This window comes from Pseudoclavibacter sp. VKM Ac-2888, from assembly GCF_015351285.1.
Lineage (GTDB): Bacteria > Actinomycetota > Actinomycetes > Actinomycetales > Microbacteriaceae > Pseudoclavibacter.
The window spans coordinates 283,915-305,200 of sequence record NZ_JADKSM010000002.1 but is presented as its reverse complement, the minus strand read 5'-3'; the positions used below and the strand labels follow the sequence as shown (position 1 = coordinate 305,200).

Genomic DNA, 21,286 nt, shown 5'->3' with positions numbered 1-21,286 from the left:
CGCCTACTCGACCGTCAGGAACCCCGAGCCGACGGACACGGAGAGCGTGTTCTTGGCGGAGTCCGACTGCCGGACATTGACGTTCGCCATCCCCGACTCGTTCAAGCCCGTCTCGAGCTTGTAGGTGCCGTCCGGCAGCGAGACGCTTCCGAAGCCCGACTCGATGGAGATGTCGGTGCTCTTCGGGGCCGCTCCCCCGAAGATGGCATTGAGGGCCCCCGAGCTGGCGGCGAGCGTCACATCCCCCGGCACCTCGGCGTCGATGTTGGAAGCGCCAGACCCCGTCGTGAGGCTCAGGTTGGCAGCCGACCCCTCGAAGTCGCTCGCACCCGAGTTCGTCTCGATGACCAGGTCCCCGAAGTCGCCGTCGATGGTCGCGGCCCCCGAGGTGACGTTGACCTGCGCGTCCAGCTTCCCGTCCTCCAGGCTCTCCGGGAGGGTCAGCGAGAGCTCCTCCTCGCCGAACCCGCCGCCGTTCCTGCTGCCGCCCACCCGCTCGACGACGAGCTCGCCGCCCTCGGTCACGAGCTGCCACGCGTCGGCCTTCGTGAACCCCTTCGACTGCACACGCAGCTCGGCCTGCGAGACGTCGCCGAACTCGATCTCCATGCCGACCGAGTCGATGTCGACGCGCAGCGAGGTGACGCCGGCGATCGACTGGCTGATCGTGGTCTCGTCGCGCAGGACGTCGCGGAGGTTGGCGAAGAATCCGCTGGTCACGGTTCCGGCGACGACCATGCCGCCGATGATCGCGACCGTGATGGTGATCCACCCGAATCGCTTCGGGCTGATGCCGTCGACGTCCGCGTCTGGGCGGGTGTCGGGCTCGAGAGTTGGTGTGGTCATCGGAGTTCTCCGTTCGTGGCGCGGGCCGTGAGGCCCTGTCCATCGAGGTGTGCCTGTGGCTGCGGGCGGGGCGCATGCCCCTGCCCGTCGAGGTGGGCGAGCACGGCGAGCACCCTGCGGTTGCCGCCGTCGCCCTGGTCGAGCTCGAGCTTCTGGAAGACCGCCGAGATGTGCTTCTCGACGCTCCCCGAGCTGACGTGGAGCGCCTCGGCGATCGCGTGGTTGGAGCGACCTTCGGCCATGAGCCCGAGCACCTCGGACTCGCGGGGCGTGAGGCGCTCGAAACGCGCATCCCTGGTCTTCCTGGCGAGCAGCTGGGCGACGACCTCTGGGTCGAGCACCGTGCCGCCGGCCGCGACGCTGTCGACGCCGGCAAGGAACTGCTCGACGTCGGCGACCCGGTCCTTGAGGAGGTAGCCGAGCCCGCCCCTCGAACTCGAGATGAGCTCCGACGCGTACCGCTCCTCCACGTACTGCGAGAGGACCAGCACGGCGAGGCTCGGGTCGGTGGCCCGGAGCCGGAGCGCGGCCCGGATGCCCTCGTCGGTGAACCCTGGCGGCAGGCGGACGTCGAGGATGACGAGCTCCGGGTCGGTCTCGGCGACGAGCCGGTCGAGCCTGCCGTCGTCGGCGAGGATGCCCACCATGGTGTGGCCGGCGTCCTCGAGCAGGCGGGCGATGCCCTCCCGCAGGAGCGCGGAGTCTTCGCAGATCAGGATGCGCATGGCACGCTCACCTCGATCGTCGTCGGGCCTTCCGGCGGGCTCGAGATCATGATCGCGCCGCCTGCCGCTTCGATGCGGTCGGTCACCCCGTCGAGTCCGCCGCCAGGGACGAGACGTGCCCCTCCATGTCCGTCGTCCTGGATGCGGGCCCAGAGCATCGAGCCGCGCATGCGGACCTGCACCGAGATCTCCGACGCACCGGAGTGCTTCGCCGCGTTGCCGAGCGACTCGGCGACCGCGAAGTAGACGGCGGCCTCCGCATCCTTCGAGCAGCGTCCGGGGAGCTGCGCGTCGAGTACGACGGGGATGTGCGAGCGGGCAGCGAGCCCCGAGAGCGCGGCATCGAGGCCACGGTCGGTGAGCACGGCGGGCTGGAACCCACGGGCCAGCTGCCGCAGCTCGGTGACGGCGTCCTTCGTCGAGGCGTGCGCCTCGTCGATGAGTTCGGCAGCCCTGGCGGGATCCGAGTTCAGCTTCTGCTTGGCCATGCCGAGCGTCATGCCGATCGAGACGAGCCTCGGCTGCACGCTGTCGTGCAGGTCACGCTCGATGCGGTCGCGCTCCGTCGCGGCGCCTCGAACAGCGACGGTGCGGCGACGCCCCGCGTCGCGCACCTCCTCCTCGAGCTGCTGCTCCCGGTCGCGGGAGAGGAGGCTGATGGACGCCGCGCGCTGCACGTAGGCGAACGCGACGATGAGGGCGATGGCGATCAGCAGCATGCCGATGCCGATGAGCAGGCCGATGAACGGGGTGACGGCGAAGTCCATGCCCCAGACGGTCAGGGTCTCCCGGTTCTGCAGCGGCGAGAAGAGCGCGAAGACGCCGGAGACGCCGAGCTGCAGGGCGCCGAGGGAGAGCGTTCCGAGCACCGCGACGATCACGAGGTGCAGCATCGCCTTCCAGTTCGCCCCGTCGGCGAACTGCACGAGGGGCGTGAGCACGAACCGCCAGCCGTCGCGGCGACGCGAGCGGCGCATCCCGGCGTCGTCGAGCGGCCGGTTGTAGAGGGCCGCCACCCGGCGCCGCTCGAAGGCGGAGACGCCGCGGAACGAGAACGCGAGGCCAGCGAGGACGACGACGCCGACGCCCAGCACGAAGAGCAGTCCGACGCCGAGTCCGAGGAGACCGAACATGAGCGAGAGGAGGAGCGGCGCGATGACGCCGCCGGCGGCGAGGTGCAGCGAGGTCAGACTCAGCTGCTTGACGTTGTTCTTCATGTCCACAACGCTATGGTCGCGCGCCTCGCCGCGACACGGAGCATCCCTCACACCTCAGCGGGGGTTTTCCCCCAGATGTCCCTCCGCCCGCACAGGGAGGAATCCGGGCGCAGCTGCGAGCATGGACGCATGACTCTGGACGTCGTGATCATCGCCGACACCCACCTCCCGAAGCGCGCTCAGGCACTCCCGGAGGTGCTCTGGCGGGCGATCGAACGCGCGGACGTGGTCTTCCATGCCGGTGACTGGGTCGACAGCGACACGCTCGATGCGCTGCAGGCTCGGGCGCGCAGGATGGTCGGCGTGTGGGGCAACAACGATGGCCCGGAACTGCGAGAGCGCCTGCCGGAGGTCGCCCGCGTCGAACTCGATGGCGTCCGCTTCGCGATGACCCACGAGACCGGGCAGAAGGCGGGTCGGGAGCGCCGCATGGATACGCTCTTCCCCGACACCGACGTGCTCGTCTTCGGGCACAGCCACATCCCGTGGGACACGACCACCCCCGCCGGGCTGCGCCTCCTCAATCCCGGCTCCCCCACCGACCGTCGCCGACAGCCGCGGGTCACCTACCTGACCGTGCGGGTGGACGCCGGGCAGCTCACGCGGGCGGAGCTGCGGGACGCGCGCACGGGTGATCTGGTTCCAGACGCCGACGGCGCTGACTGAGCACCGGGTCCCGACTCCCAGCCCGGCTCCCGGCTACGCGTCGGCGGTCGCCGTGTCTGCGTCGATGTCGTGGCGCTCGAGGAACTCGAACACCTCGCGCTGGTCGACGCCGGGGAAGTCGCCCGTCGGGAGGGGCGAGAACACGTGCGCGTGCACTCGGGCACTCGGCCAGGCCTTCGCCGACCAGCGCTCGCTGAGCTCAGCCCCCGGCGTGCGGCAGCACGCACCGTCCGGGCAGGTCGACGATGCACGCTGCTTCGTGTCGCGCCCGCGGAACCAGCGGGCCTCGTCGAACGGCACGCCGATCGTGATGGAGAACTCGCCGGCGTCGGCGTGCCCGGTCTGGGTGGAGCACCAGAACGTGCCGGCAGGGGTGTCGGTGTACTGGTAGGTCTCCGTGGTCCGGTTCGTCCGGGCGAGGGCGCTCACGGCCGAGAACTTCCGGCACACGAACTGGCCCTCGACGGAGCCGGTGACGTCCTGCGGGAGCGGGAGGGAGTCGTTCTCGTAGGCCTTCGAGATGGAACCCTTGTCGTCGACGCGCAGGAAGTGCAGCTTGATGTCGAGGTGCGAGGTGAGCAGGTTCGTCATGCGCAGGGCGGCGGCTTCGTGGGTCACGCCGAACGCGTCCCGGAAGTCCTCGACGGCCATGTCGCGGCGCTCCTTCGCGTCGCGGAGGAACGCGACCGAGCGCGCCTCCGGCATGAGGCAGGCCGCCGCGAAGTAATTGATCTCGAGGCGCTGGCGCAGGAAGTCGGCGTAGTCCTCGGGGCGGCGGTGGCCGAGCACCCGGTGCGCCATCGCCTGCAGCGCCATCGCGCGCAGCCCGTGCCCGCCGGGGATGGAGGCTGGCGGCAGGTAGATGCGACCGTTCTCCAGGTCGGTGATGGAGCGCGTGGACCTGGGCAGGTCGTTGACGTAGATGAGCTGGAACCCGAGGTGGTCGGCCATCTTGCCGACCGAGTGGTGCATGAGGGCGCCGCGCGTGTGGTCCACCCTGCTGAGCAGCTCGTCGGCGAGCTTGTCGAGGTCGGGCATGTAGTTGTCGTGGGCGCGCATCGCGAGCCGCAGCTCGGTGTTGGCGCGGCGCGCCTCCTCGGGCGTCGCGCTCGCCTCGGTCCGGCGGCGCACGATCTCGCTGTGCATGCCGGTGAGGGCGCGCAGCACCTCGTCGGAGAGCGACTTCGTCGAGGGGATGCGCGGGAGCCCGAGCTCCTGGTAGACGGTCGAGGTCTGCGCGCGCTCGAGCTCGATCTCGAGGCGGGAGCGATCATCCGGCGGCGTGTTGGCGAGCATCTCGCTCAGGTCGACGTCGAACACCTCGGCGAGCTGCTGCAGCACGGAGAGCTTCGGCTCGCGCTTGCCGTTCTCGATGAGCGAGAGCTGGCTGGCGAGCAGCCCGGTCTTCTCGCCGAGCGCTTCGAGCGTGAGCGAGCGCTCCTTGCGGTAGTAGCGGATGCGCCGCCCGAGCAGGAGGGAATCCACTGCGCCGCCTTTCCCTGTGGTTGCTGTCGATTTTTGCGCAGCGGGGAAAGGACCGAGTCCGCTCATGGGTGCCTCCGGGCATCTGAATTGCTGATGTGTGAAATTTTGCCATTTTTCTCGGCCAATCTCCATCCCGGGGCGTCCGGCGCAGGTCAACACTGGGTGTACGACGCCATGCACGTATGCGAGACGGAGACAGCTCGCATGCAGAACCGTGAAAGCAGCATCGAAATGACTGAACAGGCACATGACCACCTCGACGTCCCGCAGCGGGCAGCGAACCCGGAAGTCAACGACTGGGTCCGCGAGATCGCCGCACTGACGAAGCCGAGCCGCATCGTCTGGTGCGACGGCTCCCAGTCCGAGATCGACGCCCTCACCGCCGAGATGGTCGAAGCAGGCACGCTCATCAAGCTCAACGAAGAGCTCCGCCCCGGCTCTTACCTCGCCCGCTCCGACGCCGGCGATGTCGCCCGCGTCGAGAGCCGCACCTACATCTGCTCGGAGAACGAGGAAGACGCGGGCCCCACGAACAACTGGCGTGCGCCGGCCGAGATGAAGGCAGAGCTGAGCGGCCTCTTCGACGGCTCCATGCGCGGCCGCCCCATGTACGTCGTTCCCTTCGCGATGGGCCCGCTCGGCGGGGCGATCACGCAGTACGGCGTCGAGATCACGGACTCCCCGTACGTCGTGCTGTCGATGGCTCTCATGACCCGCTCCGGCGACGGCGCCCTCGAGCACCTCACGCCGGGACGCGACTGGGTGAAGGCCCTGCACACCGTCGGCTTCCCGCTCGAGTTCGAGGACGGCTCGAGCCGCCCCGACGTCGCCTGGCCGCACAACGAGTCGAAGTACATCACCCACTTCCCCGAGACGCGGGAGATCATCTCCTACGGCTCCGGGTACGGCGGCAACGCGCTCCTCGGCAAGAAGTGCTTCGCGCTGCGCATCGCGTCGGCCATGGGGCACGACGAGGGCTGGATGGCCGAGCACATGCTCCTCATCCAGGTCACGAGCCCTGAGGGCAAGACCTACACGCTCACGGGTGCATTCCCCTCCGCGACCGGCAAGACGAACTTCGCGATGATGAAGCCCAAGCTCGATGGCTGGAAGGTCGAGACGCTCGGCGACGACATCGTGTGGATGCGCAAGGCGGCCGACGGGCGACTCAACGCCATCAACCCGGAGTTCGGGTTCTTCGGCGTCGCACCCGGCACGGGCTACGACACCAACCCCGTCGCGATGGAGACCATCACGACGAACACGATCTTCACGAACGTCGCGCTGACCGACGACGGCGACGTCTGGTGGGAGGGCATGACCGACGAGGCGCCAGCGCACCTCATCGACTGGCAGGGCAACGACTGGACTCCCGAGTCCGGAACGAAGGCCGCGCATCCGAACGCCCGCTTCACGGTGCGCGCCTCGCAGTGCCCGACCCTCTCCCCCGCCTGGGAGGCTCCCGACGGCGTGCCCGTCGACGCGATCCTCTTCGGCGGCCGCCGTGCGAGCAACGTCCCGCTGGTCTTCGAGTCGAAGGACTGGCAGCACGGCTGCTTCCTCGGCGCGACGCTCGCCAGCGAGCAGACCGCGGCCGCAGAGGGCCCAGTCGGCATCCTGCGCCGCGACCCCTTCGCCATGCAGCCCTTCGCCGGCTACCACATGGCCGACTACTGGGGACACTGGCTGAACATCGGCGCCGACCTCGGCGACAGGGCACCCCGCATCTTCCAGGTCAACTGGTTCCGCAAGGACCAGGACGGCAAGTTCCTGTGGCCCGGCTTCGGCGAGAACGTGCGCGCCGTGAAGTGGATCGTCGACCGACTCGAGAACCGTGCCGATTCGCTGGAGAGCCCTATCGGCCAGCTGCCCGTGACGAGCGACATCGACATCTCGGGCCTCGAGGGCTTCGAGCCCGCCGCACTCGAGGAGATCTTCACGGTCGACCCCGAGTCGTGGCTCGTGGAGGTCGGCGTGACCCGCGAGTACTTCGACAGCATCGGCGAGAAGGTCCCCGCGGCGCTCTACACCGAGCTCGACGCCGTGCACGGTGCGCTGGACGCGGCTGCCGCATCCACCCAGACCAAGGCCCCCATCGGGGCCTGACAGACGGCGGCGAGCGGGACTCCGACCACTCGCCGCAAGCTGTGCCCCTCCGCGCGCGCGTGGCGCGGAGGGGCGCACAACTCCTGGCAGCTCGAACCCCTGTGTTCGCAGCTGAGCCCCTCAAGGATGCGCCCCTGAGGGGCTTTTCCTTGCCCTCGCACGCGACCCGCCCGGCAACCCGCGACACCCCTGGAGCCGCTACCCTAGACGGGTTCACAACAGGCACCCCAGACTCGGTGCCGCCAACATCGACACGGAGTGTGCATGTCCAGCTCGCCCTCAGTTCCTTCTTCTTCCTCAACTCAGGGCATTCCTGACAAGCCCGTCCTCGAGGGCCTCGAAGTCAAGTGGGGTGAGCGCTGGGAGGACTCCGGCACCTACCGCTTCAACCGCGAAGGCGCGACTCGAGGCGACATCTACTCGATCGACACGCCTCCCCCCACGGCGTCTGGCTCGCTCCACGTCGGCCACGTCTTCTCGTACACGCACACCGACGTCGTCGCGCGCTTCCAGCGCATGAGCGGCAAGCGCGTCTTCTACCCGATGGGCTGGGACGACAACGGCCTCCCCACCGAGCGACGCGTGCAGAACTACTACGGCGTGCGCTGCGACCCGTCGCTCCCCTACGAGGCCGACTTCACGCCGCCGCACGAGGGTGGCGACGGCAAGAGCATCAAGGCCGCCGACCAGCAGCCCATCTCGCGCCGCAACTTCATCGAACTGTGCGAGCAGCTCACCATCGAGGACGAGAAGGCCTTCGAGGAGCTCTGGCGCCAGCTCGGCCTCTCGGTCGACTGGACGCAGAGCTACCGCACGATCGACGACTCCTCGCGCCGCAAGAGCCAGCTCGGGTTCCTCCGCAACCTCGAGCGCGGCGAGGCCTACCAGGACCAGGCGCCGACGCTGTGGGACATCACCTTCCGCACGGCCGTCGCGCAGGCCGAACTCGAAGACCGGGAGCAGCCGGGCGCCTACCACCGCATCGGCTTCGCCCGCGAGGGCGGCGAGCCGATCTTCATCGAGACGACGCGCCCCGAGCTCCTCCCGGCGTGTGTGGCCCTGGTCGCGCACCCCGACGACGAGCGCTACCAGCCGTTCTTCGGCACGACCGTCACGACGCCCCTGTTCGGTGTCGAGGTGCCCGTGCTCGCGCATCCGCTCGCCCAGAAGGACAAGGGCAGCGGAATCGCCATGATCTGCACGTTCGGCGACGTCACCGACGTCGTGTGGTGGCGTGAGCTGAAGCTCCCGAACCGCACCGTGCTCGGCAAGGACGGCCGCCTCATCGCGGACGCCCCAGAGGCCATCACGAGCGAGGCGGGCAAGGCCGCGTACGCCGAGCTGGCCGGCAAGACCGTGTTCAGCGCCAAGAAGGCCGTCGTCGAGCTTCTCCAGGCGTCCGGCGACCTGGTCGGCGACCCCAAGCCCATCCAGCACCCCGTGAAGTTCTTCGAGAAGGGCGACCGCCCGCTCGAGATCGTCTCCACCCGCCAGTGGTACGTGAAGAACGGCGCGACCGACGTCGACCTCAAGGCCCACCTCATCGAGCTCGGCCGCGAGATCTCCTTCTGGCCCGACTTCATGCGCGTGCGCTACGAGAACTGGGTCGAGGGCCTCTCCGGCGACTGGCTGATCTCGCGCCAGCGCTTCTTCGGCGTGCCCATCCCCGTCTGGTACCCCATCGACGCCGACGGCGAGGTGCAGTACGAGTCGCCCATCACCCCGGATGCGTCACAGCTGCCCGTCGACCCGTCCTCCGACGTCCCGAACGGCTACACCGAGGCGCAGCGGGGCGAAGCTGGCGGCTTCCTCGGCGAGGTCGACGTCATGGACACCTGGATGACCTCCTCCCTCACCCCGCAGCTCGCTGGCGGATGGGAGTCCGACGAGGAGCTCTTCGGTCTCGTCTTCCCCTACGACCTGCGCCCGCAGGGCCAGGACATCATCCGCACGTGGCTCTTCTCGACCGTGCTGCGCGCGCAGCTCGAGCACGGCGTCGCCCCCTGGTCGAACGCCACGATCTCCGGCTTCATCGTCGACCCCGACCGCAAGAAGATGTCGAAGTCGAAGGGCAACGTCGTCACGCCCGCCGACATGCTCCAGGCGCACGGCTCCGACGCCGTCCGCTACTGGGCGGCCTCCAGCCGCCTCGGCACCGACGCGGCGTTCGACCCGAAGAACCCGACGCAGATCAAGATCGGCCGCCGCCTCGCGATCAAGGTGCTCAACGCGTCGAAGCTCGTGCTGGGCTACGGCGACCACGTCGGCGAGGTCACGGAGCCGCTCGACCGCTCGATGCTCGCCGAGCTGAACCGCGTCGTCGGCGAGGCGACGAAGGCGTTCTCCGACTACAACCACGCTCGCGCGCTCGAAGTCACCGAGACGTTCTTCTGGACGTTCTGCGACGACTACCTCGAGCTCGTGAAGGAGCGCGCGTACGGCGCCGGCGAGGACGCCGCGGCTCAGGCCTCGGCCGTCACCGCCATGCGCTCGGCAATCGACGTGCTCCAGCGCCTCTTCGCCCCGTTCATCCCCTTCGCGACCGCCGAGTCGTGGTCGTGGTGGCACGACTCCGAGCTGCACACGGCGGCCTGGCCGACGTCGGCGGACCTCGCGGCGGCCGGCGACCAGGACGGCGCGCTCCTCGCACTGACGAGCACGGCCCTCACGAGCATCCGCGGCGCGAAGACCGCGGCGAAGGCTTCCCAGAAGACGCCAGTGGCGAGTGCGGTCATCGCGGCACCCGAGGAGTCGGTGGCGCTGCTTCGCCTCGCTTCCGCGGATCTCCGCCACGTCGGTCGCATCGAGCAACTCGACTTCGAGGTCGCCGAGGCGCTCGAGGTCCGGGATATCGAGCTGCTCGTCGTCCCGCAGACCGAGGCGTCGTCGTAGGCTGGGGGTTCCCCCCAAGTCTGAGTGCAGCAGCGACGTCAGTGACAGAAGAGGAGTCAGGGCCGGCATGACAGTTCCTGAAAAGGCCAAGCCCCGCAAGCGAACGCGGGACCGCGCCGCGGCGCGTCCCAGCATCGAGGTCAGGGCCATGGGCCCGACCGACTACTTCGTCTGGCAGCCGCTGTTCGCGCAGCACGTGGATGCGCTGGGCGAGAGCTCGAACGACGGGCGCGCGCTCGGCGTGTGGCGCCACGTCGCCAGCAAGACGGGCAACCTCGAGGGCATGATCGCGTTCGTCGAGGGCGAGCCCCGCGGCTACGTGCTGTTCCGTGAGCGCCTCGACATCCGCGGTGCGCGCACGGTGCTGAACATCGAGGCGAAGTACTCGGGCGCCGACTCGAACCGGGCGGCCGTCAACGAGGAGCTCCTCGGCGCGGTGTTCGCCGCGGCCGCGAAGCGCGGCTTCGACGCCATCTCGTGGCTGGTCGACGCCGAGGACGAGGTCGGCCTGCAGCAGTCCGCGCGCATGGGCAGCCGCAGCGACGAGGTCCGCTTCGAGATCTCCGTCGACTCCCGCCAGCAGAACGAGGGCTAGACGTGCTCATCGGCGAACGGTGGCGGGCGGGCAGCCACCCGCCCCGCTCGCTCGAGAAGTACCCGGAGTTCGTCGAGGCCTGCTCCGCGCAGGAGCACTTCCTCTCCCCGACCGTCGACGATGTCTCGAAGCTGTGGTGGACGCTCACCTGGCTCGAGGGGCGGCCCATCGCCGAGCTCGAACAGGGGCCGCGGGTCGCGCTCCGCGCTGACGGCTCGGTGCAGGTGAGCGGCGCCGAGGAACCGGTCGGAGCTGGTGTCGGCGTCGCCGACTCCCCCGAGCACGACGTGTTCGACGAAGACGAAGATGACGACGACCTCTTCCCGGAGCCAGCGCCCCGCGCCTGAACGACGTCTCCCCCTGCCCCGCCCGGCCCTGCTGCCCGCTCGACCTCTCCGCCCCGCCGGGCCCTGCCTGCCTGCCTGCCCCGATCCCCTCTCGTCCCCGGTCCGCTCCCCGTCCCGGTCCCCGGTCCCCAAAGCTGAGTTGTGGTCGTCTCGATCGCGTGAGAACGACCACAACTCAGCTCTGCGTTTCGCGGACGGGGTCACGACCGGATGCGTCCGCTGAGCGCGGACAGCGGATGCGCGTGCCGTGTCGGTGGTCGCGCCTAGGGTTGGAAGCATGACCCAGACCGTGCAGCTCGACGCCGAGAACCCGTTCGCCAACCCCAGCTCGCTTCCCTTCCAGTTGCCGCCTTTCGGAGAGGTGCGCGAAGAGCACTTCCTCCCGGCGTTCGAAGCTGGCATGGCGCAGCAGCTCGCGGAGGTCCAGGCGATCACGGCGAACCCCGAGCCTGCGACGTTCGCGAACACGGTCGAGGCCCTCGAGCGATCCGGCCAGCTCCTCGAGCGCACGGCCGCCGTCTTCTTCACGCTCAGCTCCGGCGACGCGACCCCGGGCATCGACAAGATCGAGGCGGAGATCGGGCCTCGGCTGACGGCGCACGAAGACTCCATCACGCTGAACCGGGCACTGTTCGCGCGCATCCAGTCGGTGTACGACACCCGCGAGCAGGCAGGGCTCACCGACGAGCAGACGTTCCTGGTCGAGAAGCTGCACCGCAACTCGAGCCTCGCGGGTGCCGGCCTCGACGATGCGTCTTCGGCTCGTCTGCGTGAGCTCAACGGCCGCCTGTCGGAGCTCGAGGTGCAGTTCGACCAGAAGCTGCAGGCCGACAGCAACGCGCTCGCCCTGGTCGTCGACTCCGCGGAAGAGCTCGCGGGGCTCGACGAGAGTGCCATCTCGGCCGCATCCGCTGCCGCGGAGGCTCGCGGGCTCACCGGCAAGTACTTGATCTCGCTGGTGCTCTTCACGGGCCACCCGCTGCTCTCGACGCTGACGAACCGCGAGACGCGACGCAAGCTGTTCGAGGCGTCGTCCGCGCGCGGCAGCCGCGGTGGCGACCACGACACGAGGGCCACGGCGCTCGAGATGGTGCGCGTGCGCGCCGAGCGGGCACGTCTGCTCGGCTTCGAGAACCACGCTGAGGCCGCCGCGGCGAAGTCGACCGCAGGGAGCGCATCCGCGATCCGAGCGCGCCTCGAGCAGCTCTCGGCTCCCGCCGCCGCCAACGCGTGCCGTGAGCAGGACGTGCTGCAGGCCACCATCGACGCCGAACAGGCCGCGGCCGGTGAGCCGAGCTTCGCGCTCGAGCCGTGGGACTGGGCGTTCTACACCGAGAAGGTGCGCGCCCGCGACTACGCCGTCGACACGTCGCAGATGCGCCCGTTCTTCGAGGCGAAGGCGGTGCTCGAGAACGGCGTCTTCTACGCCGCGAACCGCCTCTTCGGAGTCACGTTCACCGAGCGGCCCGAGCTGCGCGGTCACCACGCGGACGCGGTCGTGTACGAGGTGGGCAACGAGGACGGCACCGAGGTCGGGCTGTTCTCGCTCGACCTCTACACGCGCGATTCGAAGCGGGGTGGCGCGTGGATGAACTCGGTCATTCAGCAGAACCGCCTGCTCGGTGAGCCGACGGTCGTGCTCAACACGTTGAACGTGCCGAAGCCCGCTGAGGGGTCGCCGACGCTGCTCACGTTCGACGAGGTGGAGACGCTCTTCCACGAGTTCGGGCACGCTCTGCACGGCCTGTTCGCGCTGGTCGGCTACCCGAGCCTCGGTGGCACGAATGTGCCCCGCGACTTCGTCGAATTCCCGAGCCAGGTGAACGAGATGTGGATGCTGTGGCCCGAGGTGCTGCGCAACTACGCGAAGCATCACGAGACGGGTGAGCAGCTGTCGGAGGAGCTCGTCGAGCGCCTGCTCGACTCGGCGTCGTTCAACGAGGGCTTCGGCACCAGCGAGTACCTGGCTGCGTCGGTCATCGACCTCGAATGGCACTCGCTGTCGCCCGAGGAAGCGGCCGAGGTGACCGACGTCGAGGCATTCGAGCAAGCCGTTCTGCGCCGCTACGGGCTCGATCTTCCCGCCGTGCCGCCGCGGTACACGCTCCCCTACTTCCAGCACATCTTCGCCGGCGGCTACAGCGCCGGCTACTACGGCTACATCTGGAGCGAGGTGCTCGACGCGGCGACGGTCGACTGGTTCGCGGAGCAGGCGGAGCTCGACGGCGGCCTGCGAGCTGCGGGCGAGCGCTTCCGTCGCAGCATCCTCGAGCCTGGTGGCTCCCGCGAGGCGATGTCGCTGGTCAGCGACCTCCTCGGCGGCCCGGCCCCCATCGAGCCGCTGCTCAAGCGCCGCGGACTGCAGTAGCTGCGATGGAGGGGCTTCGGCCCCTCCATCTTGCGGCCACTTCGGCACGCTTTGGAGGCCTTGGGACGCAGTCGTCAGGAATGACGAGGTGTTCCTCGGCACGACTGATGTCCGGGTACCGTCTCCCGCTCGGACTGCGCTGAGCCGACGTCCAGAACGGCATGTTCGGCTGGACGGCATGGAGCTCTTCTGGGGTATCGCGTTGATCGTGGTCGGCGGCACGGCAGCGGTCGTCGACAACTGGCGCCACGCGGTCGTGAACCCTGAGCACCGGATCCCGTGGATCGGCCGCCCGCCGGTGCTCCCCCGAGCCTGGTACGTGGCGCGCGTGATCATGGGGTTCGCCACCGTCTACGGCGTCCTGACCGTCATGAGGGCCACCAAGCTGCCGATGTTCATGGCTGCGGTGCTCGCAGCCGTCGCTGTCCTGCCCGGGTTCTTCGTGGCGGTGGCCCACAACCGGCGGGTCAATCGTCAGCAACTCGAAACTGCCCCGCAGTAGGAATAGACCTGCGCGAGCCCGAGTCGCACTCCCGAAGAGACACATTCAGGATTACTGCACCAGCAACGCTATAACCGGTGGGGCTTCATTCCTCGACCGATACGGTGGATGCATGAGTTCGTCGGTCGTTGTCGTTCCGCGAGGCCACTGGATCATTGCCTGGTTCCTCCTTCTCTTCGCGGTTCCCGTCGTCCGCGTCGACGACGTCGACCACCCGGCCCGTTGGGGACAGCCGACCGAGGTCACCGTTGAGCCTGGCTCGCACAGAGTCGGCGTCGGTGCGAGGTACCACGGAACCAGAAGCGCGGTCGGCATCGGGGGCGCGGAATCCAGCTTCGTGGTCGCTGAGCAACAGCGACTCCTCTTGGACGCCAGGAACGGCTTCTTCAACCACGACCCCTTCCGAGTGACCGAGCGATCGATCGGAGCACTTCGGTGACCGGTCCGGATGTCCCGGCCATGGGATGCTCGGGAGCCGCGCGCGATGTCGCCGCCCGTCTGCTCCTCGGCCCCCGCGGGCGCAGGCTGTGCCTCGAGTACGCCGTGCACTCCAGCCCAGCGGTCGGCTCAGCCCTGTTCCCACTCGCGCGCCACGTTGACGTCAACCCGGGGGTTCGCTACAGCCTGACCGGACATGCGCCCATGCCCACGGACGATCCGATCCCCACTGCTGAGGAGTTGGCCGCGTGCCTCAGCGGCGTCGACCTGGCAACGGTCGATCCCGAGGGCGTGACGGAAGCCCTGCGCGCGTCACTCAACTCGGCCCGCTACTGGCAGGAACCAGACGGCAACGACGAGGTTGCGGCGTTGCCCGAAGTCCGGGCCGCACTCCACCCGATCGCTGAACTCGTCGCCGCAGCGCTTCCGGGCCTCGCCTCCCCACGGGGAAAGAAGCAGTGGGCGGTGGACTGGAACTCGGCTGCGAACGCCGCACCGCTCCCCACCGACCCGGCAGCCGCCCTCCGGACGTGGACGCGGGAGCTGGCCGACGAGGAGCAACGGGCAGCGCGAGACCGCCCATTGGATCCGCACGCGCGCTGGTCGGGAACCTGGTGGTCGGTGCCACAGACAATCCTCGAAACCCGAGGAACCGTGGAGGCGGCGCTCGAGCTCATGGAGGACTCCTTCGGCTGGACGGCGGCGACCTTCATTCCGGTCAGCGGCGTTGGGTCCGTGCTGGAGATCGAGTCGGCTGACGACTGGGCGAGGCTCTGCCGCGACTACCCGGCCGAGGTGACGGCGTCGCGGCGCCACGACTGGTTCCGGACGACTGGGCGGAACGGTCGCTGGGTCATTCCGCACTGGGAGCGCGTCGCGCAGGACTGGGACGCCGTGCACCTCACGGCCCTTGGCTACTACTCCTCGGCAACGCAGCTCGTGCGCGTCGATACGGAGTTCGCATCCGTGATCGCAGGGTGGGCGCCCGACTCGACGCTGTGGCTGCGCGACGTCGCTCGCGAAGCTACCGCGGCACGCGAGGAGCGGTCCCGGCCGACTGAACAGGATGAATGGGCACGCAACACCGCCGCGTAGTCACAACGCCTGACCTTCAACCTGTGGGCCGAGCCGGAGTGATGCTCGCTCGTGCGGGACAAGCCGAGCATCTTTCCAGGGCTCTCACGAACAGCGCCGTACGTTGGTGAATCATGATCGAAGACCACGTTCGCGTCGAAGCGGCGTCCGAGCTTGACGTCGCCGCGGTAGCGAATCTCATCGCCCAAGCGCGTGCCTGGTTGGCGTCTCGTGGCATCGACCAGTGGCAGGACGAGGTGCCGATGTCGCTCCTGGAATCCGATGCGGCGCACGGGCGCCTGTTCGTCGTGAGGGACGGGGACCTCACCGTGGCGACGGTCACCCTCTCCGACTCCGACACCGCGATCTGGGGCACCACCGCGCGCACGGCTCTCTACGTGCACCGTTTGGCGGTCGCGCAGACGCACCGGGGCGTCGGTCTCGGCGAGAGCGTCCTCGATTGGGCGCGGTCGCAGGCGACGGCTGGCAGCATTCCGCTCCTTCGACTCGACTGCGCGACCGAGAACCGCGTGCTGCGGTCGTACTACGAACAGCGAGGGTTTCGGCACGTCCGGAATGCCACCGTCATCTCATCCGACGGTGCACGCGAGCTGGCGTGCAGCCTCTATGAGGCAGAGCTCCCTCGCCTCTGAGAGGTGCTCGTGCCGATCTTCGCCACGAGCGCCAGGACGATGACGCCTGCGGCGACGAAGAGCATCGCTGTGAGGAAGATCATGACCGACACAACAAGACCCTAGACGCATCGCCTCCATGGGCGACCAGGTCCTCGAGTCCCACCGCCGCGGTGAGGCGTCACCCAGAACAACGTGTTCGTGTGGGCCATATGGAACTCTTCTGGGGCATCGTGCTGCTGGCCATCGGATCGGCGGCGTGCGCCGTCGACGTCGTCCGACTGTCCAGGAGCAACCCGGGGCAGAGGATCCCGCTGTTCGGCCGGCCGCCGAAGCTGCCGCGCCTGTGGTTCCTCCCCCGCCTGGTCATGGTCTTCGCCGTCATTGGTGGACTACAGCTGCTCGGGCGAGCCGCAGACCTGACATTCCTCCTGACCGCCGTCTTGCTGGGAGTGATCCTGCTCGTGCCAGCTCTCGGGGTCGCAGCGCTGCACAACCGCCGGATCGGCATGCGCGACGCGAGGCGATCCGCTCAGCAGGGCCGCGAATCGCTGCCCTGAGCCACAGCGTCCCGGGCAGACGAGATCTAAGCTCGTGCCATGTCAACGGTGGAATCCGAGCCGGGAAGCGCAGCGGCAAGCGCACGCGCGCCGCACGGGGAAGCCAGGACCATTGCCCTCGCCGTATCGGGGGTGTTCGTTCTCGGGTTCTTGGCGCTCGCACTCGGCCAAGGGATCGCGGAGATGCTCGTCTACGGTGCCGCGATGGAGACTGATCGGGATCCGCGCTCGTCCGCCGCGCTGAACTACGGCGAGGCGAAGTCCATGACCGACCTCGCGATCCTCGCCCTCGGCATCGCCTGGATCGCATACCTCGGGGCCGCCGTCAGTTTCGCCAGCATCGGTCCGCGCGCCTTCGGCCGCACGTTCGGGATGCTCGTCCTGCTCTCGGTCATCGTCATCGTGGTTCCCGTCGGCTGGCCTCTACTCGACCTCGCGGTGCGATGAGCGACGACGTGCCCACCTGGCACACGGCCGAGCATCGCCCAGTTCGCCCCTCGGCCTGGCGCCCGATCCTCGGGTGGAGCATCGCAACCGTCATCATCCTGTTCGCGGCGGCGGCGACGCTCGTCATCGGCGTCTTCCTCGCGCTCAGCGTCGGCGAGGTCCTCCACTACGGCCCCGAAGCCAACGCGAGCGACACCTGGACCACACCCAAGGGACACTACGAGGAGGCCATCCTCACGACGTGGATAGCCGGTGTCGCTCACTTCCTGGTCTGGTTCTTCAGCCTTTCGGCGGCCGCCATCACCGCCGCCTGCACCCACAAGTCAGTGTGGTGGTCGCTCGGCATCATCACGGTCCTCGTCGCGCTCGAGATCAGCGCCGCTGTCGTCATCCAGCACGTCAGGTACGAGGCGGGCGAATACCTGGGGTGAGCGTCCCTATACGCGGGAGACGCCTCCATCAGCGACCACCTCGACCTTGAACCCTGACGAGTTCTCCAGCCAGCCGGCGTAGTGGTCCACCCCACCAGCGTGCGGGTAGCGCTCGGCGTAGAGCGGCAGCCACCCGTTGTCCGGGGCGCTCCGCACCAAGGCGTCAACTACCGACGCTGACCCGCCCCGAAACGCGAGGTGATTGACGCCTGGTCTACGTCGGTCATGTCCAGCGTTGCTCATGTTCGGCGAGGTCGTGAGCGTCAGATAGGCGGAACCGGCGCTCCACGACTGTCCATCGGGCCATTCAGCTGTCGGCGTCCATCCCACCTGAGTCAGGAGCCAGGCCCATTCAGCGCGTACCGCGTCAAGGTCGGCGATCCACACCTCAACGTGGTGAAATCCCGGCGCCATCTAGATCTGCGCGGCCGCTGCGAGGTCAACGACGCGCATGACCTCGCGCTTGGGTGAGAGCTGCACCACCGTGATCGCGGCCGCGAAGGCTGCGCTGTTCTTCTCCCGCGCAACCTGGATGCGACGCCGGAACGTCCCCAATTGCACGTCGAGCTTCTCGGCAGCGTCGGCGACCGACATGCCAGGCAGCTCCCCGCGAGGTGTGGCGCCGATCGCCTCGGATGCGATCTTGTTTCGCTGCGCCGCACGCTCGCGCGACTGCCGCGCCCTGGCCTCGCGTTCCTCCGGGGTGCCGCCGAATCTCGTGGTCGCGGTCGCCCCCGTGACGCCGAGCGCCGCTCCGATCTGCGCCCACGTCGAACCGGCGGCGCGAGCGCGCTCGACAGCATCCACGAGGCCGACTTCCTCGAGCCATCTGGCCGCGTCGCGCGTCGCCGTGACGCGCGCAAGCGGATCGCCGTTGCCCGGCGCCAGTCGTTCGAGGGCAGCTTCAAGTGGTTCACGCATGGCATCCATCTGATCGAGCGTACGTCGAGCAACGGCAACCCGTCCGCCGGCCACCTCGAACCGCTCCGACGGCACTCCCTGGCCGCCTCGCGCCTCGGCCCGGTATCCTCGGCGGCATGCTCAGCGACGGCAACCAAGTGCCTGCAGAGTCGGTCCCGGACTGGGAGTTCCGGTTCAGCACAGGCGAGCGTGAGCAGGCGTCGCTGACCGGGGATCAGCGCATCCGTCTGACTCACCTGCAGTCACTTCTCCCGGCGACGGGTCACGCCCTGCCCGCGCAGCGCCGCGAGGAGCTGACGGTGGGGTTGCGAGCGCTCGTCGAGGAAGGGGTCAGCGTCGACCTGCTGGCAGTCGAGCTCCGCCTTCCCCGTGCCTTCGTGGCCAGCATCAACGAGGCCTGAGCCAGGCTCTCGGCTCTCGGTTGATTCGCGATCCGCCCCGCCAGGCGTAGGGTGTTCTCCATCGTGATTCGAAGCCAGGAGGTGACACCCATGAACGCAGGACCAACAGTGGGTGCTCCCCGCAGCTCACGAACTCGCGACTAAGCAGGTCGCGCTGGGAGCGCCCGTCACGCACCGTGAAAGGCAACTCCCATGGACCTCCCTTCCTCCTCCGCTCCCCTGCTCGTGCCGTCTGACGCACGCAGCCCCCGCCGCGCACTTGTGCTCGGCGGAGGCGGCTCAACCGGCAACGCCTGGCTCATCGGGGTGCTCGCGGGCCTCGACGCGGCGGGCCTCGACGTCGCGTCCGCCGACCTCGTCGTGGGCACCTCGGCGGGGGCAACCGCCGGTGCTCAGCTCGCCGGGGCGACACCGTCCGACCTGTTCGAGGCGATTCTCGCCGCGCCCGCGCGACCCCTCCCGTCCGGGCCCCGGCACCCGCCCACACCGGGGGCAGTATCCGAACAGGTCGCAGCCCAGCTCGAACAGATGCAGCGGCTCATCGCCGGATCCGCGGACGCGACGGACATGCGCCGACGACTCGGCGCATCCGCGCTCGAGCGGCTGTCGGCTGCCGACGGATCGTGGCAGGACCGCTGGCGCAGCATCGTCGCCTCCCGCCTCCCAGTGCTGGACTGGCCTGCGAGGCAGCTGCTGCTCACCGCCGTCGACGCCGCGACCGGCGACCCGGTGACGTTCGACCAGCACAGCGGTGCGGACCTCGTCGACGTCGTCGCAGCGAGCACATCGAGCGGCCTCCCGTACAGCGTCGGCGATCGGTGGCTCATCGACGGCGGCTTCCGCCGAAACGAGAACGCCGACCTCGCAATGGGCTTCGACCGTGTCCTGGTGCTTGCCCCGTTCTCGGGGAAGAGCCTCACACCGCGCGAGTGGGGCCTGCAGCTGGATGCGCAGCTCGAGGAGCTGCGCACGACCGGCAGCACCGTCGAGACCATCTTCCCGGGTGCTGAGCTCGACCACCTGTTCGGGGCCAACGCCATGGACCTCTCGCTGCGACCATCCGCCGCTCGCGCCGGATTAGCGCGTGGGCAGCGCTGTGCGGAGGAGGTGGCTGCGAGCTGGGTGTAACGATGGGGTGAAATCTTCGCCCAGAGGATTCCCAGAAGAAGTAAGGGTCACCTAAGCTGAGGGAATTCAGTCTTCGGTGCGATCCCCTCGCACCGATCCCGCCCGAAGGGATCCCTCATGACCATCGTCACCGACACCGCGACGACCATCAGCGCGCGCCTGCGCGAGCGCACCTCGCAGGCCCACGAAAGCGCCGAACGCTCGCGCTTCCTCGAGCGCCTCCTGGGCGGCCAGCTCGGCATCGACGCCTGGGCTGCGCTGCTGCAGCAGTACGGCTTCATGTACGAAGCACTCGAGAGCGCGGCGGTCCCCGTGCGCGAGAGCGGCAAGCTCGGCGCCATCCCGGCCGTTGAGCTGAACCGTGCCGCTTCGATCGCAGCCGACCTGGACGCGCTCGCTCCGCGGCTCACGCAGCCGCTCCCCGGTGAGCTCCCTGCCACCCGCGAGTACGCGGAACGCATCACCGCATCCGCCGACGACCCGGCCCGCTACCTCGCACACCACTACACGCGCTACCTCGGCGACCTCTCCGGTGGCCAGGCAATGCGCGTCATGCTCGACCGCACCTACGGGCTCCCCGCGGATGAGGCGACGTTCTTTGAATTCACCGAGATCCCCGCGATCGTGCCGTTCAAGCGCGCCTACCGCACCCAGCTCGACGACCTCGCCTTCGACGAAGCGGCCATCGTGCGCCTCCTCGACGAAGCCAACGCGAGCTTCACCTGCAACGAGCGCATCTTCGAAGCGCTCGACGCGCGCTTCTAGCGACAACCGCGCGCAGACGCAGACGCGCAGGTGCGCAGACGCGCAGACGCGCAGGTGCGAACGGCCTGCGTCCACTCGGATGCGGGCCGTTCTCGCGTGCCCGCAGGCCTCCGCACCGACTCGAGCACCTCGCGGGAGCGGCTCCTAACCCGGCCAGTGCGCGCAGAGTTGTGGCGAAACGCGGTCGGGGCAAGCGGCAACAGCACCGGGCCACAACCCTGCGCCGCCGCCTGAGCCTGGACCTGCACCTGTTACCCGCACCCACCACGCGCCACGCGCGCCCGCAGCTGTCCCTGCATCTGCGCCCGCATCCGCACTTGCGCCCGCACCCGTACCTGCGCCCACATCCGCATCCGCACTTGCGCCCGCACCTGCCCCCGTGCTTGCACCCGCACCCGGACCTGGACCCGTGTTTGCGCCTCTCCCCGCATCTTCTCCCGCGGCGCGCCTGCAATCTGACCTGCGCGCCTGCATCTGCACTCGACGGCGCCGCCCACGAGCGACACGAGCGCAAAGTTGTGGCCAGGTGAGGTCGGGAAGCGGAGCAACAGCATCCCGCCACAACTATGTCGAGGTAGCAAGGCAGCGAGTAGAGCAGCGCGCAGAGCTACAAACGACACGGGCGAACCCCGCAAACGTGGCGCGCGTCCCAGCACAAGGCCGAGAGCTGAGTTGTGGTCGCTACGAGCGCACTTTGACGACCACAACTCCACTTTGGGCGAGCGGACCACAGCTCGGAC

General features: G+C 68.9%; 22 protein-coding genes. 16 read left to right on the top strand and 6 right to left on the bottom strand.

Going from position 1 to position 21,286, the window contains the following annotated elements; genetic code table 11:
- Window positions 1-3 precede the first annotated feature (3 nt).
- The 3 genes from ITJ61_RS16810 to ITJ61_RS16800 are packed head-to-tail and all read right to left on the bottom strand — an operon-like array spanning window position 4 to window position 2,788.
- On the bottom strand, window positions 4-846 hold the full coding sequence (locus ITJ61_RS16810; protein WP_194686913.1) for a hypothetical protein: 843 nt from the start codon (window positions 844-846) through the stop codon (window positions 4-6).
- Complete coding sequence (locus tag ITJ61_RS16805; protein WP_194686912.1) at window positions 843-1,571, bottom strand: LuxR C-terminal-related transcriptional regulator; 729 nt, start codon at window positions 1,569-1,571, stop codon at window positions 843-845. The genes ITJ61_RS16810 and ITJ61_RS16805 overlap by 4 nt, the downstream gene beginning before the upstream one ends.
- The gene (locus ITJ61_RS16800) at window positions 1,559-2,788 is read right to left on the bottom strand and encodes a sensor histidine kinase (protein ID WP_194686911.1); all 1,230 of its coding nucleotides are present in this window, start codon (window positions 2,786-2,788) and stop codon (window positions 1,559-1,561) included. Before ITJ61_RS16800 ends, ITJ61_RS16805 begins: the two co-directional genes overlap by 13 nt.
- Window positions 2,789-2,917: 129 nt before the next feature.
- Between ITJ61_RS16800 and ITJ61_RS16795 the strand changes: the two genes are divergently transcribed.
- A complete protein-coding gene (locus tag ITJ61_RS16795) occupies window positions 2,918-3,454 on the top strand; it encodes a metallophosphoesterase family protein (protein ID WP_194686910.1) in 537 nt (178 codons plus the stop codon).
- Between the two features lie 33 nt (window positions 3,455-3,487).
- Here the strand turns inward: ITJ61_RS16795 and ITJ61_RS16790 are convergent, their stop codons facing one another.
- Entirely contained in the window at window positions 3,488-4,939 is a 1,452-nt protein-coding gene (locus ITJ61_RS16790; protein WP_258063083.1) for a helix-turn-helix transcriptional regulator, read from the bottom strand.
- 231 nt (window positions 4,940-5,170) lie between these two features.
- Between ITJ61_RS16790 and ITJ61_RS16785 the strand changes: the two genes are divergently transcribed.
- From ITJ61_RS16785 to ITJ61_RS16730, 12 genes are all read left to right on the top strand, one after another.
- Window positions 5,171-7,045 carry a phosphoenolpyruvate carboxykinase (GTP) gene (locus tag ITJ61_RS16785; RefSeq protein WP_194686909.1) on the top strand — a complete coding sequence of 625 codons (1,875 nt, stop codon included), beginning with the start codon at window positions 5,171-5,173 and terminating at the stop codon, window positions 7,043-7,045.
- 264 nt (window positions 7,046-7,309) lie between these two features.
- Entirely contained in the window at window positions 7,310-9,937 is a 2,628-nt protein-coding gene (valS, locus tag ITJ61_RS16780) for a valine--tRNA ligase (RefSeq protein ID WP_194686908.1), read from the top strand.
- Window positions 9,938-10,004: 67 nt separating this feature from the next.
- Window positions 10,005-10,532: a hypothetical protein gene (locus tag ITJ61_RS16775; RefSeq protein ID WP_146080224.1), complete on the top strand. Its 528-nt coding sequence runs from the start codon at window positions 10,005-10,007 to the stop codon at window positions 10,530-10,532.
- Window positions 10,533-10,534: 2 nt separating this feature from the next.
- Window positions 10,535-10,879, top strand: coding sequence for a hypothetical protein (locus ITJ61_RS16770; protein ID WP_194686907.1), 345 nt, complete (start codon window positions 10,535-10,537; stop codon window positions 10,877-10,879).
- A gap of 277 nt (window positions 10,880-11,156) precedes the next feature.
- Window positions 11,157-13,247 (top strand): M3 family metallopeptidase, encoded by a 2,091-nt coding sequence (locus ITJ61_RS16765; protein WP_194686906.1) that lies wholly within the window; start codon window positions 11,157-11,159, stop codon window positions 13,245-13,247.
- Between the two features lie 178 nt (window positions 13,248-13,425).
- On the top strand, window positions 13,426-13,749 hold the full coding sequence (locus ITJ61_RS16760; protein WP_194686905.1) for a hypothetical protein: 324 nt from the start codon (window positions 13,426-13,428) through the stop codon (window positions 13,747-13,749).
- A 112-nt stretch (window positions 13,750-13,861) separates the two neighbouring features.
- Entirely contained in the window at window positions 13,862-14,188 is a 327-nt protein-coding gene (locus tag ITJ61_RS16755) for a hypothetical protein (protein WP_194686904.1), read from the top strand.
- Complete coding sequence (locus ITJ61_RS16750; protein WP_194686903.1) at window positions 14,185-15,282, top strand: hypothetical protein; 1,098 nt, start codon at window positions 14,185-14,187, stop codon at window positions 15,280-15,282. The genes ITJ61_RS16755 and ITJ61_RS16750 overlap by 4 nt, the downstream gene beginning before the upstream one ends.
- 113 nt (window positions 15,283-15,395) lie before the next feature.
- Entirely contained in the window at window positions 15,396-15,914 is a 519-nt protein-coding gene (locus tag ITJ61_RS16745; protein ID WP_194686902.1) for a GNAT family N-acetyltransferase, read from the top strand.
- 191 nt (window positions 15,915-16,105) lie between these two features.
- The gene (locus tag ITJ61_RS16740) at window positions 16,106-16,453 is read left to right on the top strand and encodes a hypothetical protein (protein WP_194686901.1); all 348 of its coding nucleotides are present in this window, start codon (window positions 16,106-16,108) and stop codon (window positions 16,451-16,453) included.
- A gap of 39 nt (window positions 16,454-16,492) precedes the next feature.
- Window positions 16,493-16,900 carry a hypothetical protein gene (locus tag ITJ61_RS16735; protein WP_194686900.1) on the top strand — a complete coding sequence of 136 codons (408 nt, stop codon included), beginning with the start codon at window positions 16,493-16,495 and terminating at the stop codon, window positions 16,898-16,900.
- Window positions 16,897-17,331, top strand: a complete 435-nt coding sequence (locus tag ITJ61_RS16730) for a hypothetical protein (protein ID WP_104240801.1) — start codon at window positions 16,897-16,899, stop codon at window positions 17,329-17,331. The genes ITJ61_RS16735 and ITJ61_RS16730 overlap by 4 nt, the downstream gene beginning before the upstream one ends.
- Before the next feature lie 6 nt (window positions 17,332-17,337).
- Here the strand turns inward: ITJ61_RS16730 and ITJ61_RS16725 are convergent, their stop codons facing one another.
- Together ITJ61_RS16725 and ITJ61_RS16720 are read right to left on the bottom strand one after the other, a co-directional pair.
- Complete coding sequence (locus ITJ61_RS16725) at window positions 17,338-17,745, bottom strand: VOC family protein (protein ID WP_194686899.1); 408 nt, start codon at window positions 17,743-17,745, stop codon at window positions 17,338-17,340.
- Window positions 17,746-18,252: a hypothetical protein gene (locus ITJ61_RS16720; RefSeq protein WP_146081319.1), complete on the bottom strand. Its 507-nt coding sequence runs from the start codon at window positions 18,250-18,252 to the stop codon at window positions 17,746-17,748. It abuts the gene before it with no gap.
- Between the two features lie 116 nt (window positions 18,253-18,368).
- Between ITJ61_RS16720 and ITJ61_RS16715 the strand changes: the two genes are divergently transcribed.
- From ITJ61_RS16715 to ITJ61_RS16705, 3 genes are all read left to right on the top strand, one after another.
- Window positions 18,369-18,653: a hypothetical protein gene (locus tag ITJ61_RS16715; protein ID WP_194686898.1), complete on the top strand. Its 285-nt coding sequence runs from the start codon at window positions 18,369-18,371 to the stop codon at window positions 18,651-18,653.
- Window positions 18,654-18,845: 192 nt separating this feature from the next.
- Window positions 18,846-19,781, top strand: coding sequence for a patatin-like phospholipase family protein (locus ITJ61_RS16710; RefSeq protein ID WP_194686897.1), 936 nt, complete (start codon window positions 18,846-18,848; stop codon window positions 19,779-19,781).
- A gap of 117 nt (window positions 19,782-19,898) precedes the next feature.
- On the top strand, window positions 19,899-20,546 hold the full coding sequence (locus tag ITJ61_RS16705) for a heme oxygenase (biliverdin-producing) (RefSeq protein WP_194686896.1): 648 nt from the start codon (window positions 19,899-19,901) through the stop codon (window positions 20,544-20,546).
- Window positions 20,547-21,286 lie beyond the last annotated feature (740 nt).